The 16701-nt window shown below is 69.3% G+C and carries 11 protein-coding genes, 1 pseudogene and 1 other annotated feature; all 12 genes and pseudogenes read right to left on the bottom strand.

Translation table 11 applies throughout. The features are described 5' to 3' along the window. Position 1: 1 nt before the first annotated feature. On the bottom strand, positions 2-640 hold the full coding sequence (locus ACI79U_RS00770) for an IS3 family transposase (RefSeq protein ID WP_457065154.1): 639 nt from the start codon (positions 638-640) through the stop codon (positions 2-4). After that, positions 548-675, bottom strand: a sequence feature (AL1L pseudoknot). It overlaps the preceding gene by 93 nt. A gap of 77 nt (positions 676-752) precedes the next feature. Beyond that, positions 753-953, bottom strand: a pseudogene (locus tag ACI79U_RS00765) (transposase); the annotation flags it as partial. Positions 954-1417: 464 nt separating this feature from the next. Then, positions 1418-4588: a type I restriction endonuclease subunit R gene (locus tag ACI79U_RS00760; protein WP_457065156.1), complete on the bottom strand. Its 3171-nt coding sequence runs from the start codon at positions 4586-4588 to the stop codon at positions 1418-1420. Further along, complete coding sequence (locus ACI79U_RS00755; RefSeq protein ID WP_457065158.1) at positions 4585-5883, bottom strand: hypothetical protein; 1299 nt, start codon at positions 5881-5883, stop codon at positions 4585-4587. The genes ACI79U_RS00760 and ACI79U_RS00755 overlap by 4 nt, the downstream gene beginning before the upstream one ends. Further along, complete coding sequence (locus ACI79U_RS00750; protein ID WP_457065160.1) at positions 5880-7835, bottom strand: type I restriction-modification system subunit M; 1956 nt, start codon at positions 7833-7835, stop codon at positions 5880-5882. Before ACI79U_RS00750 ends, ACI79U_RS00755 begins: the two co-directional genes overlap by 4 nt. A 147-nt stretch (positions 7836-7982) precedes the next feature. Next, positions 7983-10118: an N-6 DNA methylase gene (locus ACI79U_RS00745; protein WP_457065162.1), complete on the bottom strand. Its 2136-nt coding sequence runs from the start codon at positions 10116-10118 to the stop codon at positions 7983-7985. Continuing rightward, entirely contained in the window at positions 10115-10573 is a 459-nt protein-coding gene (locus ACI79U_RS00740) for an NYN domain-containing protein (protein ID WP_457065165.1), read from the bottom strand. The genes ACI79U_RS00745 and ACI79U_RS00740 overlap by 4 nt, the downstream gene beginning before the upstream one ends. 607 nt (positions 10574-11180) lie before the next feature. Beyond that, positions 11181-11708 (bottom strand): hypothetical protein, encoded by a 528-nt coding sequence (locus tag ACI79U_RS00735; RefSeq protein ID WP_457065167.1) that lies wholly within the window; start codon positions 11706-11708, stop codon positions 11181-11183. A gap of 71 nt (positions 11709-11779) precedes the next feature. Further along, positions 11780-13324 (bottom strand): hypothetical protein, encoded by a 1545-nt coding sequence (locus ACI79U_RS00730; RefSeq protein WP_457065169.1) that lies wholly within the window; start codon positions 13322-13324, stop codon positions 11780-11782. Positions 13325-13414: 90 nt separating this feature from the next. Next, the gene (locus ACI79U_RS00725; protein ID WP_457065171.1) at positions 13415-13576 is read right to left on the bottom strand and encodes a helix-turn-helix domain-containing protein; all 162 of its coding nucleotides are present in this window, start codon (positions 13574-13576) and stop codon (positions 13415-13417) included. 95 nt (positions 13577-13671) lie between these two features. Continuing rightward, positions 13672-13851, bottom strand: a complete 180-nt coding sequence (locus tag ACI79U_RS00720; RefSeq protein WP_457065173.1) for a hypothetical protein — start codon at positions 13849-13851, stop codon at positions 13672-13674. Between the two features lie 362 nt (positions 13852-14213). Then, positions 14214-16514, bottom strand: a complete 2301-nt coding sequence (locus ACI79U_RS00715; protein WP_457065175.1) for a DUF4209 domain-containing protein — start codon at positions 16512-16514, stop codon at positions 14214-14216. Positions 16515-16701 lie beyond the last annotated feature (187 nt).

The following is a 16701-nucleotide window of genomic DNA, read 5'->3' as shown; positions in this document are numbered from 1 at the left end:
CTCACATAGCATCTGGTGCAGTGGGAGGACGACAACCAACTGATCGCGGCCACCAACTGGTCCGGCAGCTTCGGTGCCCGGGCCCGATGAACGTTGGGGCGCGCTCGCGTTGGAAAGCGCCCGGATGTACGCCCGGCAGGTCAAGGTCGCCCAGACGCCGCTCAGCCCGCATCCGCAGCCAGACCAGCCGCAAGATCACGGGCAGGCCCGTCCGGCAGTAGGTGATGTCAGCGAGCCACAGCTGATCCGGGCCGGTCGCGGTGAACGCCCGGTCGACCAGATCCGGGCGGGTGTCCGGGCCGGTCCCGGGCACCGTGGTCCGCGGGCCCTTCGCCCGGGTGATCCCGCGCAGCCCCGCGACGGGCATCAGCCGCTCGACGGTGCACCGGGCCACCGCATGCCCCTGCCGGTGCAGCTCGGCGTGCAGCTTCCAGGCGCCGAAGACCCCGAAGTTCTCCGCGTGAACCCGCTCGATGACCGTCGTGGTGGCCGCGTCGGTCACCGACCGCGCCGACGGTGGTCGGGGGCGGTGCGCGTAGTAGCCGCTCGGGGCGATCTTCGCGCCGGCCTCGGTGAGGACAGTGCAGATCGGCTCGCCGTCGTGCTCGTCCCGGTGGGCGTCGATAAAGGCGACGATCACCGCTGTGGGCGGTCGAGCTCCGCCGCGAAAAGGCCGACGCGCTCTTGAGGATCGCGTTCGCCCGGCGCAGCTCCCGATTCTCCCGCTCCAACTCCGCCAGCCGGGCCGCCGCATCGGTCGTGGTGCCCGGCCGGGCGCCGTCGTCGATCTCGGCCTGGGTCACCCAGTTGCGCAGCGTCTCGGGACTGATCCCCAGCTGCTCACCGATCACCCGCTTCGCCCCCGTCCGGGTCGCCGGATCGCGCCGGGCCTCGACCGCCAGCCGGACCGCCCGCTCCCGCAACTCGTCGGGGTACTTCCTCGGTGCCGCCATGACTCTCATCCTCACGTGGATTGAGAGCCTCCACTGAACCCGGGGCGAGACAGTCGGATCCAGTCTCTCGACGACCGCACCGCCGAAGAGGCGGAGGCGATGTGGAGCCGCCTCTTCGACGAGGGACCGCCCGCCATGAACGACGCGGCCTGAGGCGGTCGTGCCGTTGCTCGCGGATCTCCGCAAGCAACGGCACGAGGGCACTTGCACGCAACCTCCTACCTTGGCCACGGGCCGCAGTCGTCCGCCTTCAAGGGCGCCGTGGTCCGGCTGACCCGGGCACTGTCCTGCGAGATGTTCGAGGACTTCTGCATCCGTGTTAACAGCGCCTGCCCGTCGATCACCGACACCCCGATAGCGCGCCGCGGTATGGAGCTCGACCTATTCGACGACGGGACTCCTGAGTCCATCCGCGCGCCAGGCGCGTCGCACGGATGGAATCGCCGAGCGTTCTACTCTGCGGCCTAGTCCTGCGGGGTCTCGGCCTCGGGGTCGGCGCCGTCGGAGTCGGAGGCGAGGTAGCTGCGGAAGTTCAGCAGGGCGAGCAGGCTATGGAATGTCTCAAGGTTCTGGCCCTTCAGCAAGGCGTTGATGATTTCCTCGCTGCGCTCGCGGCGGTCGATGAACTTGTCCAGGACCGCGGCGACCACCGTGCTGTCGCTGTTGAAGTCGAGGTCGGTGTTGGCCTTTGCCTTGGCCACGAGCGCCGGGTCCTTCTTGGCGTCGCGTAGGGCGTTTTCGATTTCAGGGACGGCGTCGTCGGCGGACAAGCCGCTGTCGGCGAACAGGCTGTTGATCGCGTCGATGATGTCGTCCCAGTGGGCCCGGTCGCGCTCGCGGGCCTGGGCGGTGCCCATCTCGACCAGTGGCGTCAGGGGGGTCGCCGCGCCGGCGGCGAGGTTGAGGCTCACCGGCTCCTTCTTCTGCACCTTGAAGCGGCTCAAGACCAGGTCGTCCACCGCGACCGTGATGCCGGGGGTGTCGTCCTGCAGCAGCTTGGCCAGCAGGCGGTAGTAGATCGACCGGCTCTCCATCTCCAGGTCGTAGGGCACGATCTGGGACAGGAAGTCGTAGGCCTTCACGTAGTTGGACAGGTCCGAGCGGAAGGTCTCCAGGCGGGCCATCTCGTCCTCGTCACCCGCGTCGCGCGCCTCGTTGCGCAGCTTGACGAAGCGCTCGGCTCCCGGGTCGACCGCGGCGACGAGGGCGCCGTGCGTGGCCTTGGGGTCGGTGGCAGCGACGGCAGCGGCGGCCATCTCGTCGTGGGTGTAGATCCGGTCCAGGCCGGTTGCGTCGAGCTTGAGCGCGAGCTGGTTGACCAGGTCGGGATCGGTGACCTGGGCCAGCGAGGCGCCCTCGTAGTAGGGCTTGAAGGCCTTCAGGATGTTTTCGGCGTCGTTGACGAAGTCGAGCACGTAGACCCGGTCCTTGCCTGCCCAGGTGCGGTTGAGTCGCGACAGGGTCTGCACCGCCATGACGCCGTCCAGGCGCTTGTCCACGTACATCGCGCACAGCAGGGGCTGGTCAAAGCCGACCTGGAACTTGTTGGCGGCGATCATGACCTGGTAGTTGGGGCCGTTGAGGGCGTCCTCCAGCGGCCGTCCGTTGGTGCCGGTGTTCACCGACGTCTCGGTGTAGTCCCCCACTGGGAGGAGGTGGTCCGGCGGGATGTCGGTGTCGTCGGGGGTGACGTTGACCGTGCCGGAGAAGGCCACGAGCGCGTGGACGTCGTCGATCCCGTGCTTGTCGAGGTAGCGCTCGAGCGCCTTGTAGTAGCGCAGGGCGTGCTTTCGCGAGGAGGTGACGATCATCGCCTTGGCGGTGCCGCCCAGCAGGTGGGCGACGTTCTTCCGGAAGTGCCGGACGATGATGTCGACCTTCTGGGAGATGTTGTGCTCGTGGAGCATCACCCACCGCTGCGCGGCCTTGCGGGCGGCCTCCTTGTCGACGGACTCGATGTCGTCTTCGTCCGCGGCGACCTTGCGGCCCAGCTCGTAGGCGACGTTGTATTCGGTGTAGTTGAGCAGGACGTCGAGGATGAAGCCCTCCTCGATCGCCTGGCGCATGGTGTAGCGGTGGAAGGGCCCGGGGGTCGGGTTGCCGTCGGCGTCGGGCTCGCCGGCGCCTGGGGTACCGAACAGCTCGATGGTCTTCGACTTCGGCGTGGCGGTGAAGGCGAGGTAGGTCAGGTTGGGCGTTTCGGCGCGCTGGGGCAGCTCGGCGGCCAGGATGCTCTGCGCGTCGACCTCGCCCTCGTCGTCGAGTTCGGCCTGCTCGGCGGGGCTGAGGACGGCCTTGAGCTTGGAGGCCGCCATGCCGGTCTGCGAGGAATGCGCCTCGTCGGCGATGACGGCGTAGTTGCCGCCGGTCTTCTCGGCCTGCTCGCGCAGCTTCTCCAGGGCGTAGGGCGCCGTCTGGATTGTGACGACGATGATGGGGGTCGTCAGGCGCAGGGCCTCGCCGAACTCCTGGGACTTGGAGCCACCCGTGCCATCGATGTTGACCATCTGGGCGGCGTGGGGGTCCAGCTGGCGCATGGCCGCGGACATCTGCTTGTCCAGCACGTTGCGGTCGGTGACGACAATTACCGAGTCGAAGACCTTGGCGTTCTCGGCGTCGTGTAACGCGGCGAGGCGGAAGGCCGTCCACACGATCGTGTCAGTCTTGCCAGAGCCGGCCGAGTGCTCGATGAGGTAGCGCTCGCCGGGGCCGTGCTCGGTCACCTTGGCGACGATCTTCTCGACGGCGTCCCACTGGTGAAAGCGCGGGAAGCGCAGCGAGGTCGACTTGACCACCTTGCCGGTGATCGGGTCGGGCTTCTCGTCGGTGCGCACGACCAAATACTTCGTCAGGATGGTGAGGAAGGCGTCGCGGTCGAGCACATCGCGCCAGAAGTACTCGGTGCGCGAACCCTGGGGGTTGACGGGGTTGCCGCGGCCGTTGCCGTTGCCCACGTTGAAGGGCAGGAACGTGGTCTTCGCCCCATCGATCTTGGTCGTCATCGAGACCTCGTTGTCGGTCACGACGAAGTGAACGAGTGCGCGCTTGCCCCAGGCGAACAGCACGTCCTTGCCGTCGGGCCCGGGGTCGCGGTCGTTCTTGAACTGGAGCTGGCCGCGGGCCACGGACTGGGTGAACTCGGTCTTCAGCTCGATTGTCGCCACGGGGATGCCGTTGCAGAACAGGACCAGGTCGACCGACTTGTGGGGGTTGGTCGGCGAGTAGTGCACCTGCTGCACTACTCGCAGGATGTTCTCCTCGTAGCGCTTGACCGTGGTCGGGTTCTTGGTCTCGGTCGGCTTCGCCTGCACCACGTCGAACCGTGAAGAGACACGCCGGAAGCCCTTGCGCAGCACGGTCAGCGTGCCGCCCTGGGGGCTGTCGAGGGTGGAGGCGAGGGCGTTGAGGATCCCGTCGCGGGCTTTCGCCGCGGCGGCGGGGTCGAGACCCTCCTTGAGGTGCTTGGCCAGCTCCTCAGGCTGGGTCTTCTCCAGCCACGTGAAGACGTCGTCGGGGAACAGCCCGCGCTGCCGGTCGTAGCGTGCTGCTGCGCCCTCCTCGTGGCACCAGCCGTGGGCGTCGAGGTAGGCGACGATCTCGGCCTCCATGGCCGCCTCGTTCTTCTTCAAGGTCATGGCGTCTCCTCGACGGTCTCAATACCGGTGCCGGGGTCGATGCCGCCGGTGACGGCGGCGGTGATGAGGGCCTCACGCCGCTCACGGAGGAGGCTGACGACGTCGTTGGCGGCGTCGATCATCTCGGCAAGCTGGGCGGTCTGCTGGTCGAGGGCAGCTGCGATGCGTCGCTGCTCGGCCAACCCAGGCGCGGCGAAATACTCGCGGTAGAACTCCTGGGCGTCGAGGTTCTGAATGCCACTGGTCTGTCGCACGAACACCTGGGTGAAGCCGGTGCTGTAGGCCGCCTCCTGCAGGTAGCACCAGAAGGCCGGGTCGTGCTCGTCGCGCAGGCGGACACACTCGATGAAGTTCGAGCTGATCGCACCTTCGGGGCCGTCGTATAGGACGACGGTGCCGACCGGGTTCTTGGCCGTGCCGCCGGACCGCTCGACCAGCAGGTCACCAGGGCGCAGGGCCTTCGCGCAGGCCTTGTCCGCCGAGACGGAGCGAGTAGTGGGGATGGCCGTGCCGGCCCGACGGTGAGCCCGATGGAAGTCGGCGACGCGCACGCACGACACGTCGACGTCATCGCTGCCGGGTTCCCCGCCCCACTCACCGGTGAAGCGAGACGCGATGACGTACTTGAAAGGAAGCAGCTCCCAGCCGGCGGGCAGGTCGTCGGCGTCCTGCTGGAGTCGCACGGCGGCAACCACCTCGGCGGTGCGCCGGGATCGCAGGACCGCGATTAGCTCGAGCTGCGCCTTGATCATCTCGTCGATCTGCGCGATCTCACGATCGAGGAAGTCCGCGATTGCTGCCCTTGCGAGCCTTGCTGGCCAAGGGATGCCCAACGTGCGGATATCACTTGGGGCGACTCGCTGATGACTGTTGGTGACCGAAGTGGTCATCGCGGCCAGGTGGGCGGCAACGACAGCGCTGCTGGCGACGTAGAAGAGGAACCGGTCGTCATCGGGGTCGTCGGTAGTCAGAGGGACGAACTCGCTGGACGCCACCGCAAGTTGTCCTGCCGGATCCGCTATTGCGACCGTCCCCTTGCGGGGGTTGAGCTTCGAGACAAGAACGACTGGTTCGGAGACAAGCCACTTATCGCTATCGATGGTGTCACCAGACTCGACTACGCCCGTGCCGGTGGCTTGGACATTGGGGATTGAGAAGTGGAGTACATCGAGTCCGTCGAGTTCCGCAGCAGTGACTTTGAACCTCGACGTGCGAGCCACCGAGTCCAATCGACGCAGCTCACCCGCAGCGTCGAGGAATCCTTGCGGCGTGTTCCTGGGTGCCGACTGCGTCATGCCTTGACCTCTGCGAAGAGAGCCTGGACACGGGCGATGGCACCCTGCACGTCGGAGTCGATCTCGGCCAGGGGACGCGGAGGCTGGTAGACGTAGAAGGTCTTGGCAAAGGGCACCTCGTAGCCGATCTTCGTCCTGCTGTGGTCGATCCAGGCCTCGGGTGCCCAGGGCAGGACCTCTCGCTTGAGGTAGGCGTCGACGTCCTCGGTGAGGGGCACGTTCTCGGTGTCCCGCAGGTCGGGGTCGGGCTCCGGCGCACCCGTCTTGTCGGTCACGAGCGTCCCTTCGGACGAGGACACGGCGAAGGCTGCGGTGACTGACCGGCGGTTGGCCGGGGTGAGGCCGATCCCCTGGCCGCCGAGGGCCGAGCCCAGGGCCTTGTCGAAGTCGCCCAAGGAAGTCCAGGTGGCTGTCTGGTCGAGCGAGCCGAGAGCCTCACGGAGGGCGTGGCGGGTGTCCTTGTCGAGCTTGTTGATGCCCCGCAGCCCCATGACGCGCTCGATGCCGTCGTCGTCCACGGCGAAGACCTGCCGGAGAGGTTGCTCGACGGTGATGGTTCGGTAGCCGAAGTCTTCGTTGCTCAGGACCTTTGAGAGCTTCGGGTCTGCGTCCTCGAACTCGCCGTAGAGGGCGACGATGGCGTTGATGTTGGCCCGCGAGAGCATCCGGCGCTTGTCGCCGATCGACTTGGGCATGGGGACCCAGAGCGAGGTGGCGTCGATGAGCTGGACCTTGCCCTGCCGCTCGGCGGGCTTGTTGTTGTCGAGGACCCAGATGTACGTGGCAATGCCGGTGTTGTAAAACATCTGGGTTGGCAGGCCGATGATCGCATCCACCAGGTCGTTCTTGAGCAGGTGCCTGCGAATCTCGGAGGGGCCGGAGCCCGCACCTCCGGCGAAGAGGGGCGATCCATTAAGGACGATGGCGCCGCGGCCACCGCCCTGGTCGGCGGGACGCATCTTGGAGACGAGGTGCTGCAGGAAGAGCATGGCGCCGTCGTTGACCGAGGGCACGCCTGCGGCGAAGCGGCCAGTCTCGCCGTCCGAAGCGCGCTCGGCGAGGACTGCCTTCTGCTGCTTCTTCCAATCCTGGCCGAAGGGAGGGTTTGCCAGGCAGTAGGTGAAGGTCTTGTCGGCGTGGCCGTCGTCGAGCAAGGTGTCGCCGAAGTAGATGTTGCGCGGGTCCTGGCGCCGGATGAGCAGGTCCGACTTCGCCATCGCGTGCGAGATCTCGTTGAACTCCTGGCCGTACAGGCTCAGGGTGGCCTGTCCGCCGTGGTCCTCCATCCACTGGTGGGCCTCCGACAGCATGCCTCCGGTGCCACAGGTGGGGTCGTAGACCTGGCGGATGAGGTTGGGGTCGGACAGGTCGTGGGTGTCCGGGGAGAACAGCAGCGAGACGCACAGGCGCACGACCTCGCGCGGGGTGAAGTAGTCGCCCGCGAGGTCCTTGCTGCTCTCCATGAACCGGCGGATGAGCTCCTCGAAGACATCGCCCATCTCGGCGTTGCTCACGAGGTCGGGGTGGACGTTGAGGACGGCGAAGCGCTTGACGATGTCGGGCAGGCGGTCGCGGTCGTCGAGCGTGCGGATGACGTTGTGCATGTCGAAACGCTCGAAGATCTGGCGGACCTCCTCGTTGTAGCCGTCGATGAGGTTGATGAGGTTTGCGGCTAGCTGGCTGGGGTCACCGAGGTCGGACAGGCTGACCTGTGAGGTGTTGTAGAAGTCCTGGCCGGCAGCGCGCTTCAGCATCGTGTCGCGCAGGAGCGGCGGGGAGTCCTCGTACTTGGCTGCCGCGGCCAGCACTGCCTTCTTGGTTGGGGCGAGCACCGACTCGAACCGCGCTAGGACCGTGAACGGCAGGATCACCGTGCCGTACTCCTTCGGACGGTAGGGGCCGCGGAGTAGGTCGGCGATCGACCAGATGAAGTTAGGGTCCGGCTTGGTCACGTTCGGTGCTCCTTTGAGGGGCGGTGCGGAGGGGGCGGCGGGCAGAGGACGTTAAGGAAACCTGCTGACATTTCCGGTTCATTGGGGGCACCGTCTGTCACCGAACGGGTGAATCGGGCCCGCTTGCGGCGGTCTGTCACCAGTTCGTCAGTCGCTCTCGTCGACGGTGAGAACTCCGGCGGCAAGGCCATCGACGACCCGTTGGGACATCCTCCCGGCCAGAATCGCGGCCAGTTCGCTGTCCCGACGTAGGGCATCGAGCTGTTGAAGCTGTCCGACGACGGACTGCTGGGCGTCGGGTGGCAGTAGCGGGACCTCCAGATCCCGGACGTGAGCGCGCGGAATGGCGTTGCCCATGAGGTGCCGGTTGTTCCACTCACTCGCCAGACATGCCGCCAGATAGCCCGGATGGATTGAGTTCGGGCGGGGCCGCAGCACCCACAGCGGCCAGGCGGCGATCGCCCCGCCCTTTTCGACGACGACTGCGCGGATCGGCCCACCCTCCGGCAGCACGAGCACGTCTCCGGCCTGGGTGCGCTCCACCCGTCCCTGGAGGACGTCGGCCGGCACGCCGAGACAGTCGGCCGGATCCGGCACCGCGCCCTGTCGGACATGCGAGGCCGTGATAACAGGTACCTCGCCAGCTGCATCCAGCTCATCGCGCGGCACGCGCTCGCCGCGGTACAGCGTCAGCTCTCCGTCGGTCACGAGTCGCTCTACCGACATACGCCGCGTCGCATGATCCGTGGCCGCCTGGACGTCCAGCCGCACATCCGGAGATGCGCCGAGCGCCCGCAGCGCGGAGGAAAGTCGACCGGCGTCCCGCCGCAACTCACCGATCACCTGCTCCGCGTCCGCCGACTCCAGGGCCGTCGGGATCCACCGGGACGGCAGGAGGGTGGCTTCGATCCCCAGCAGATCCAGCAGATTTGGGGCAACTGCCCAGTCCGCCTCACCCAGCTCGCCCGTGCGCCGCCACCGGTGGTACAGGTCGACCACGTCCGGTGCCCGAGACGAGAACGACGCTCGCTCGAAGGCCGTCGCGTCGATCAGCAACACCCGGTCCCGGGCCGGCGACTCCTCCGGCCGCGTAAGCACCCACAGGGCCAGCGCGATCCCGGTGCGGGGCACAAGGCCGCCAGGCAGCGCCACCACGGCTTCGACCGCGCCCTGCCGGATCAGCTCGTGCCGAATACGGCCATCTCCACCGCCGCGGGACAGTGACCCCGCGGGCAGGAGGACGAACGCGCGGCCACCGGGCGCCAAGTGAGCCACCGCGTGCTGCACCCAGGCCATGTCGGCGCTCTTCCCGGTCGGCTCCCCGAACCGCCAGCGGCGGTCGTGTCGAACCTCGTCGGCGCCCCAGTTGCTCAGCGCGAACGGCGGATCGAGGACGATCAGCGACGCCCTCAGCCCCGGCTCGCGGTCGTGAAGCAGGGTGTTCCCCCGGCTGACGGAGCCGTCGGCGCCGTGGACGATCAAGCGCAGGTTGGCTAGGCGCCATGCGCTCTCGTTCACCTCTTGGCCCGTGAGCTGGACGGGGCCCTCCGCCTCCCGGCGCGCCTCGAGCAACGCGCCGGCGACGCCCGCGGCCGGGTCATAAACCGTGCCATTGACCGGACGAGCCAGGTTGACGACCAGTTCGCTCAGCGGCTCCGCGGTGGTCCACTCCAGGCCACCCCGCCCGGTCGCCCGCCGCAGCATGCCGATAACCGCCTCGACCAGCCGCGCCGTGTCCTCGACCGGAATCTCCCCCACTAGCTGAAGCAGGTCCGCTGCCCTCTCCGGCAGCCGATCCAGCGGCGGCGCCAGCAGCCCGGTCAGCGACGGAGTTGCCGCCTCCACCCTGACGGCGGCGTGCCGCAGGTCGTCCAACTGCCGGTGGGGCGGGCTGGTCTCCACCGAAGCCCACATCTCCGGGGCGGGCGCTGCCCCCTCGGCGAGGTTGCGGGCGCGCTGCGGTAGGCCGGTGACGTAGCGCAGCGTCGCAACCGCGCAGACCGCCTCGAGCACGGTCTCCATCGGGAGCTCACCCCGGAACCGATCCATCGCCTTCCACAGCCGGTGCTCCACCCCGGGACGGCCCACGTACCGATCGGTCTGCCGAAGCCACTCCTCCACCTGCAAGGGGTCGAATAGCGGGCTTGCGGCGGTGCCCGCGACCGGCTGGGGGAAGTCCGCGAATCGCTTGCGCCAGTTGCTGACCGCGGGGCGGCCGACGTTTGCCAGCACCGCGATGTCCGCCAGCGTCAGCTGCGGCTGGCGCGCGCCTTCCCCCGTCATGCCGCGCTCCCCGCGGAGACCGGGACGGACACCCCTACGACGTCGAGATCGGCGAGGTAGACGACGTTCTTGGCCGCCAACGACAGCTGCGCCGACAGGCTGGCGCGCCGACTCACCACGGTGACCTCACATCCCGCGGTGGCCAAGCGGCCGGCCGTCGGGGCGAAGATGCCATCACCCGAGGCGATCACCACCCGCGAGAACCGATCCGACACGCCTTCGGTCTCGAGGACGTCGAGCAGCTCCCAGTCCGCGCCGTCGCGCCCGACTCCCAGGCGGTATCGGGCACAACCAGGCCCCCAGCCACAACCCACGTCGATCGGGCAGCCGCGGTTGCACGCGATGACGAACTGGCCCAACGGCCCGACTCCCACCAGGTCGAGGTAGGCGGACCGCGCCGCCACGACGTCGGACAACGCGGGTCGCCCCGACCCCACCAGGTTCTCGATGTCCACGACGTGCAGCGTGCGCACCCGCGACTGGACCGATCGCTTCGTGGCCCGCCGGGCTGGTCTGGTCGTCATGCGAATCATGCTGGCACAGATTCACGGGCCTTGCAAGTGTGAACCTGTGAACTAGTCTATTTCCTTTAGGACGGTCTGCAGCCGCGGGCGACAACAGCCTTGCTTCGCGCAGGTCGGCCGACAGCTCGGCGCCGTCTGCAAACGCCCGGTCACCGTAGTGACCGCGGAACGCGATAGTCAGCATTTGCCTGGGCGTGGCCGGGCGGCTGCCGGCGTACGGCATCGGACTGATCGCCCGAGCGCGCAGAGTCACCTGGCAGTGCTGTGGCGGCAGGGCAACGGCGTCCCGCTCGAACCGGCGACCCACGCCGCCACGCACTGGGCTTCCTCAGCTGCGAGGGACTGCAAACCCACAGGATCAGACGGGCGGGCCAGATTGCGCCGGGCACGACGCCACCCGCCTTTCCTGCGTTCCGGCTGCGGTCCGGCGCCGAGGCCGCGGATGCTCGTCACCGCCGACGATCACGCGTACTGCAGATCGGCAAGGAGCATGGCTGTTCGGTGAGGCGCGGTCCGGCGCTGGCTCGGCCCGGCAGCTCTAGTCCACGGTGATGCGCAGCCACGCCGGTTGCCCGCCGGGCCGCAGGCGGACCTCTCCGTAGTCGGCGGGATCGGCCTCCCCGATCGCGACGAGCCGTTGCAAGAAGTCAGCGAAGTCATCCTCGGAGAGTGACTGCCGGACCGTCGTGGGCAGCCGCTGGTACATCGCGGCCGGGGGCCAAGGCCAGCTCAGTTGCTGGGCTGTCGTGCGCAGCCGGAGGTCGACCAGAAGGCGGCGATCCTGCCGGGTGAGGCGGGCCCGGCGGATGTCGAAGAGCATCGGCAGGACGGCGGGCAGCACGAAGCCGGGCAGCTGGTCCAGGCCGGCCGGCCACATGGCACCACCGATCAGCGCAGCCGCGACCGTGGTTCGCACGATCGAGCTGGACAGGTCGACGATCCAGCCACCGGGCCGCATCTGAAGAGCCCGATCCGGCTCCAGTGCCCCGAGGATGGCGTCCTCGCAAGACTCCCACGCGTCGGGATGATCGGTCGCCGTCCAGCCGGTGAGCGACGCCCACAGCACGTGCAACTGCTCCTTGGACGCCGGTTGGTCGCCGAGGAGGTCCTCGAGCGCCGTGGACGCTGATGGGCCGGTCACGAGGCATCTCCCGCAAGGAAGTCGAATATGCCCTCCTCGGCGAGGAGATGGCCCATCGTGAGGCCCAACAGCTCCTCGTGGCCATCGGCGAGCTCGTCGCAGCGGCGGAGGACGGCTGCCAGGTCGGGCTGGGCGGCGATCCACACCTCCAGCGCGGCTGGAAAGGTGGGACTTACGACGGCGATGTGCAGCCGCGATCGGCCACCGGACTCGCTGGCCAGCTGCCAGATCACGGCGGTGACCTCTCGTTCGGCCGCCTGATAACGGACGAGGGCGTACTGAGCAGTGTGGGTGCCGCCGGTGAGCCACAGCCGGAGGTGTCGGGTCGGCGACAGGTCGACCAGCACCGTGCTCGACACCGTTGACAGTAGGGGCGCCCACCGCGTGCGCGTCGCATCATCGGCGAGGGACCGCATGCTGATGTTGGTGACGATCGGCAGTCCGGGGGCGCAGACGTCGGCGGGGGGACGGTCGCTGACGTCCAGCATCGTGACGACGCGCTGACCACCGCGGTGCGTGGTGCCGCGCAGGACCGCTGTGTGGGGACCGGTGGGCATCGCTGCGCCCAGCGGCTCATACAGGCGTGCCAACCGCGCGGCCGGCCGGATGGCGAGGAACAGGTGCCTGCCAGTACCCCGGCCGGCCGCCAGCTCCTCCGGCGCCGTGGCGCGGTCCAGCACAGTGCAGGACTGGACGGCGCGGACGCGCACCGTCTCGCTCTCCATGGCTCGCAGCACCACGTCCTCATCGGCCTGCAGGCCCTCGGTGGACGCCGAAGCAGGCACCAGACGGATCGGCCCGCCGACCTGCTCGACCGCCCGCTCGTGCAAGTCCTCGACGCGCAGAAGCTGACCTTCGTAGGGAAGTGTGGGGCAGCCGCCAGCGGTCAGCAGGTTCGCGCAGCGGCCGTAGTAGTCGCGTGCAACCGCTTCCCAGGCCCGGTCGTGCTCGTTCGCGTAGTCCTCCACCGTCAGCGAGCGCCCCGCCGTGGCGACCGGGCCCCAGCCTTGGGCTCGCACCGCGGCGGCGAGGATGCGCAGCCGGTGATCCGGGCGCGCCGAGCGGGCGAAGGAGCCGGCGGACAGCTCTGCGAGCGGTCGGGATGCGGCCTCAGCTGCCTCAGCCGACTGCATGCAGGCGCGGTAGAACGCGTTGATCGCGTGCATGCGGGCGTAGTCGCTGCTGTGTGTTCCGACCCGCTCGGTGGCGCGGCGGGCGTGCTCGGCGTACGTGGGGTAGGCCTGCCGGAGGTCGCCCAGCAGCGGACCGGCCAACTGTTCGGTCATCCACGAGGCGAACTCCTCGTGGGTGCGGGCAGCTCCCAGCAGCAGTTGATCTGCTCGCTGCGTCTCGTGTGCGGAGTTCAGGGCTTGGCCGACGGCCCACAGCACCTGGATCAGCAATCCGTACATCGTCGTGAACTGCAGCCGGTCGTGCCACGCTTCGTGCACGGTGACCAGTCGAGCCGCCGGCCCGAGCCGGTCCGCGGACAGGTCGATGACCCAGCCGGTCCCGTGGTAGCGGCCGTGTGCGTCCTGCATCGGCTTGGTCTATCAGCAGCCTTGCTACTGGCGCACATCCTGGCGAGGGACGCCCACGGATTGAGGCCTGGCCACGAGGTGAACTCGACGTCAGCAGTCAGGCGGGCAGAGAGTCTTGGCTCCGCTGTCGCGGCGGGGGATGCCGCGTTTGTGCAGGATGTTGCGCACGGCGCTGAACGACCGGTCGGTGAGCTCGGACAGCTCGCGCAGGCTGCGTCCGGCGGCGTACTGCTCCACGATGAACGTCTCCACCTGCGCCTGCACAACAGGATCCGGACGAGAGCAGGCACTGCCGCGGAACTGCGGCAACGGGGCCAGCTGTGGGCGCGGCGGGTAGGGCATTGCCGTCAGCCGGCCGTGGTGAGCTCGGCGCGGTACTCGAACCAGATGCGACCACGGAGATCGGCGGTCTCGACTGGTCCGGCCACGGTGAAGGTGCCCCAGTCCGGCTGGTCGCCGGGAGCGAGGTCGTGGCGCAGCTGCGCACGCAGTGCCGCCGTCGCTCGGTCCCGGTGCGGATACGGCAACGCGGTCCTCGCCCGCAACATCGGCACCACCGAATCTTCCCGGCTTGCAAGCCTGCGCACCGCCCGTGCCAGGCCGTCGTCATCCCCTCGGGGCCCCCGGACCCGGAGGACGCGCCGGCACCGGGACCTGACCGGTCGCCCGTGGCGCACCGTCGAGGTGCTGTCCGGAGGTGCGGGGTGTGGCGACGGACCGCGTGTCGGTAGTGACGGCTGAGGCGACCTGGCGAGTGTCCGCCTGAGCTCCCGATCGGCGCTGGCGGGCGGCTGCGCTCCGATGAAACCGTGCTGAGCCCTATCCCTCGGCGCATCCGGTCCGGTCAGTCCGCGGCGGTGGGCGGTTGTCGCCGGCCTGCTGGCGGCGGCTACCGGCGCGGCCGCCTGAACAGAGTCGCCGTGAGGACCCGACGCATGCTGCGGACTTCGGCGGCGATCAGGATTGGAAGCCGGCGTGGATCGCGGGCCGCGAGGCGGAGTGCGAACGCGGCGGCGTCGACGATGGTGCCCGGCCACGCGGTGAGGATGCTGTCGTCGGCGGGGCGCTGCTCGGCGACGTCCGCGGCGACCAGCAGGGTGAGGACGGCGAGGGCCCGCACGGCCAGTGCTGCGATTTCGCGGGTCGGCGGCCGCAGGACGAAGCCGTGCGCGACGTCGTTGCGCACGTTCATGCCGAGCGGACCGGTGAGAAACGTGCGCAGGAACCGCTCCCACGCGGGGTCCAGGCCCACCTCCGCCAGGATCGACAGCAGCACGCCGAGGCCGACGTACTTGCCGGGTTCCTTCGCGCGGGCCACCTGGTAGGCCGCCTGGTCCAGCTCGAGGACGAGCGCCCGGGCAGCCGCCTCGATCCGGGGCACCGCGGTGTGCACCACGGCTTCGAAGTCGCCCGCCCAATAGCGGCTGAAGGCTCGGGCCAGGGCTGCGGCAAGCAGCGGATCTTCGGCTCCCAGGTCGTCGAGGTAGATGGTGAGCTCGGCCTCGGTCGGGCTGCCCTTTGCTCCGACCTGATCCAGCGCTTCGGCGAGCAGGAAGCCTTGCAGCCGGATGTGGTGCTCCTCCAGGCGCGCGCGCTCCCGGGCCGCTTCGTCCCCCTCCTCGCGGGCGCGCCAGCGAGGCAACTGACCGGCGCCGAGCAGCACGGTCGGTAGGACGTTGGCCAGGCTGGGCGTCTCCCGCAGCCGGCGCACCGCGTTTTCGGTCGCGGCCGGATTCCCGGTCGGCGAGTCGCTGTTCAGCCAGCTGTGCAGAGCGCTGCGCCAGTCCGGGCCGTGTGACATGTGCTCGATGGCGGTGTCGATGATCTCGGCAGGCAGGCTGACGGCGTGCCGGACGGGCGTCAGCCCCAACGAGGACTTGTCCATCGCCTGCAGCTCGCGGGTGACGGGGTCCGCGAGGTCGGGTCGCTGCAGGCTGTGCGCTAGGGCGGCGGCCTGGTCCAGCAGCAGCAGCCGTGCGGCCGGAGGTCTGCCGTCGGCGGCTGCCACATGGGCGGCGACGCGTCGCTCGTCGAGCATGGCCCGCCGCGTCGGGTCGAGGGTGATGAGCACCGCGGCGGCGGCATCGACTAGCCAGGGCCGGTCGGCGAGCCGGATCGAGGCGCTGTCGGCGAGGCGGAGCAGTCGTGTCCGGTCATCGGGACTGAGGACCGCCGCCGCAGCGGCGAACTGCAGCAGCCCGATGGCGGTGGCCGCCCGCAGCGGATCGGCCAACCGGTGCTCGGCGGTGTCGAGTGCGAGGGTAAGGGCGTCGTCAGCGGCCGGCGGCCCGTCGGGATGATGATTGGCGATCCGGGCCAGCGTGAGCGCCCGACAGATCGCCAGGTCCACCGACCGACCGGCCCACTCGACGTCTAAGAACGACGACGATTCTGTGCCGGGCGGGGAAGTCGGGTCCGCGCCGCGGGCGATCGTCTCCCCGCCGTCTGCATCCGCACCGTCCTCCCCGCCGGCCTCCGCACCGGACTTGACCTCGGGCTCGACCGCGGGCTCGACCGCGGCCGCCACCTTGTACTCGACTTGGGTCGAGCCCTCCCCCGGCGTGGACCCTCGTACGGACTCCTCTGGAGCCTCCGCGACGCGGTAGCGGCCGAGACGGGCCAGGTCGAGGTAGGCGCGCATGGCCGCAGCCGCGGTCGCCGGTGTTCCCGGTCCGCCCCGCACCACCAGCAGGTCCAGGAAGCGGGCCCGGGTTGCGGGGTGTCGCGCCTGCGTTCCGATGCGGCGCCACAGCTCCGCAGCCTCGGCTGTGGCGTCCCGCGGGCGGGTCGGTCGGCTGCCCAACGGCAGGTCGACAGGCTCTAACACGACCTCTGGTCGTCGACGTCCCGGATAGAGGCGTTCGCGGAGAGCGACGCGCACCCCGAACCGGAGCGCCACCAACCCCGGGCTGTCGAGGTTCAGCCCAACGTCCTGCGCCGTTCGGGTCAACGCATCGGCAACCGCCCACCAGTTGTCACTGACGGCGAAGACCTCATCAGCCAGCTGCACCAGCGCGTAGGCGGACGGTTGGGCGGGGCCCTCGTCCGGGTGTGGCGCCCTCGACTCCGGCGGCCGATCTTGATCCCCGGCCTCCGGGACCTCCACCTCCGGCGACCCCGCCCGCGGTGCCGTGCCGACCGGCGGTGCCCCCTCGTGTGTCGGCTGGAGGTCCGGGGTGTCGGGGTCCACGGCACTAGCCTCCTCCGCCGCGAGGTCTGCCTGCACGTCCACCCTGAATAGCCGGATCCGTGGACGCCACCCTTGGGGCCTGGTGGAGGTCGGGCGGGCAGCATCGGCGGTGCCGCGGTTGTCAGACCCCAGCGGCACGGTGGGCCCTATGGCGAGGCGCCGGGTCCCGAGTGCTCTGCGGCGACCG

This window comes from Modestobacter sp. SYSU DS0904 (genome assembly GCF_054051115.1).
The sequence above is the reverse complement of the archived record's forward strand: the minus strand, read 5'-3'. Positions and strand labels throughout refer to the sequence as shown.